This window comes from Brachybacterium sp. AOP25-B2-12 (genome assembly GCF_052378625.1).
Classification (GTDB): Bacteria; Actinomycetota; Actinomycetes; order Actinomycetales; family Dermabacteraceae; genus Brachybacterium.
This window is the reverse complement of record NZ_JBQSXW010000050.1, coordinates 1-2,371: the sequence shown is the minus strand read 5'-3', so window position 1 is coordinate 2,371 and position 2,371 is coordinate 1. Positions and strand designations below refer to the sequence as shown.

At 61.5% G+C, this 2,371-nt stretch carries 2 protein-coding genes; one reads left to right on the top strand and one right to left on the bottom strand.

The annotated features are described in order from the left end of the window. Positions 1-55: 55 nt before the first annotated feature. A complete protein-coding gene (locus ACT3TZ_RS15035; RefSeq protein WP_006822818.1) occupies positions 56-202 on the top strand; it encodes a hypothetical protein in 147 nt (48 codons plus the stop codon). A gap of 182 nt (positions 203-384) precedes the next feature. On the opposite strand, the gene dld is transcribed toward ACT3TZ_RS15035, so the two are convergent. After that, positions 385-2,100: a D-lactate dehydrogenase gene (gene dld, locus ACT3TZ_RS15030; protein WP_013161533.1), complete on the bottom strand. Its 1,716-nt coding sequence runs from the start codon at positions 2,098-2,100 to the stop codon at positions 385-387. Positions 2,101-2,371 lie beyond the last annotated feature (271 nt).

Sequence of the window (2,371 nt, the reverse complement as noted above, 5' to 3'; positions counted from 1 at the left end):
GCTTTAGACATCCCTCATCGTCACGGACCACTATGAACGATGTCCCGACTCACCTATGAACGATGTCCTGAACCTACACACCTTCAGCTCCACCAATATGTTCAGGCAATGTGTTTCAGCAATAGCCTCCGGGCTCGTCGATGTGGCCGGTGGCGAGGATTTCGCCGGTGTGCCGGCCGTCGCGGGTCAGCTGACGGCGTGAGGCGATGACCCGTTCTCGGACCGGGCGCGGCCCTCGCCGCCACGCGATTCTATGGCCTGCCCAGCCTCTGACCGATGTCTCGACTCATCCGTCCCGGTGGACCTAGGGAGTCGAGCCCTAGGTCCACCCGAGATGGATAAGACATCGCTCAGGCTCTCACGGCGTCGCGCTACCTTGGGGACTTAGGCCCAGTCCTTGTGCGGCGACGTGCCGCCGATACCGGCGTTGAACGTATTCGTCGGATCGAGCTCCTTGAAGTGCTCTTCCATGGACTCCGGCAGCTTGTAGATGCGACCGTAGTTGTGCTCGGCGGGCAGCTTCGCGCCGCGCTCCTCCAGCAGGTGCTGGATGCGGTCGTGCAGCGCCTCGGGATCCACGCCCTGCTTGGCGACATAGTCCTGGTGCATCACATGGCAGAAGAAGTGCCCGTAATACGCCTTGACCTCAAGCTGGTCGTCGATCTCCTCCGGCAGCACCTCGAGCCAGTTCCAATCGTCGCGACGCAGGGCCACATCGATGGGGATGAGCCCTGCGATGTGCCGGCGCTTCAACGCGGCGTAGCGAGTGGCGGCACTGGCCGCGCCGAACCGGTTGAGCGACGCGCTCTTTTCTTCATCAGACGTGCAGATGAAGAACTCACCAGTGTGCTCGGGCTCTGCGAAGAACTCCTTGAGCATCTTCTCGCTCGCGGCCTTCTGCGACTCGCTGACGGTGAGCAGCAGGTGATGCTCGAAACGGTTGCGGTACTCCATCATGCGCTTGGGCAGCTGGTTGGGCAGCACGCTGAACATGGCTTGCGATACCGTGTCGGCGAAGGTCGGACCAATGCCGGGAATCTTCGAGAACAAGCCGTTGGCCCACGTCTTGAACGAGAACATGCGCGTCTGCAGCGCTGGACTCATGAACTTCAGGAAGACGAAGGTGTCTTTGCCGTACTTCTCGGCCAAGTCGAAGGCACTGCGGCCCATGTACTCACCAGAGATAGGCAGCGGCATGTCGGCTTCGAGGAACAACCGACGGATCTCTTCGAGCTCGTGCGTGTTGTTCGTGCCGATGTAAAACACGGTCGGGTGCACTTCGCGAGGGAAGGTGCGGGTGCGCACCGCGAACACCATCAGCTTGCCGGCCGAGCCGGAAGCCTCGAACAGGTACTCGGGGTTCGCATTGTAGCGAGCAGGCGAAGGCACGATCTTGCGCAAGTGCTCGGCGTACTCGGTCTCGTTCGAGTCTTCGGGAGCTGGGGTGACATCCTCGGGAGACCACTCGCCGCGCTGTAGACGGTCGAGTGCGACCTCAGGGTCGTCTCCGAGCGAGATGCCCAGGTGATTGACCAGCTCGACCTTGCCGTCGTCGTTGACGCGGGCGAAGATCGCTTCGCGCGTGAATGCCGGACCCTTGCGAATCTGGCTGCCGCCCGAGTTGTTCGCGATGCCGCCGATGACCGAGGCGCCGATTGATGTCGACCCGATCACCGAGTGCGGCTCGCGCTGGTGCTTGGCGAGCGCGTCGGTCAGGTGTGTCAGCGGGGTGCCCGCGAGCGAGATCGCCTCGCGCGCGTCGTTGATGAGGTGCACCTCATCGATGCGGTGAGTCGAGATGATCACAATGGGGCGATCGTAGTCTTGGAAGCCGGGGCCGGATCCACCAGTCAGGCCCGTGTTCGATGCCTGCGGGATGACGATGAGGTTGTTGTCGACGGATACCTGCAGCGCCCGCCACATCTCGACCAGCGTGCCGGGGCGCACCACGGCGAAGACTGGTCCTCCGCCGAATCGATAGCCTTTGCTGAATGGCATCGTGGCACGCTCAGAGGTCAGTACATGTTCGTCGCCGACGATTCTCTTGAACGCATCGATCGCTTCGTGCGAAGTCGTGGTGGTCTGTCCTGGTTGCGTCATCTCTAAGCTTCCTATATTCAGTTGCATCACAAGCGCGTCATGATGCTGAGGGGATGTCGCCTTGATCCGAGCTAGTCCGCGGTCGTTCATTTTTTGATGGGCGGGGAAACGAGCCAGGGGGGCGACGTCTGCGACCGTCTGCCCGGAAGCTCGCTACGGCGTCCAAGGAGTGTGCGTGTGCGTATGCATGTGCATACGCGCATCCTCATTGTAGAAGATGCGCATCAGATAGTTTCGGACCGCGGTACTTTCGGACTCCGGTAGGTTCGGA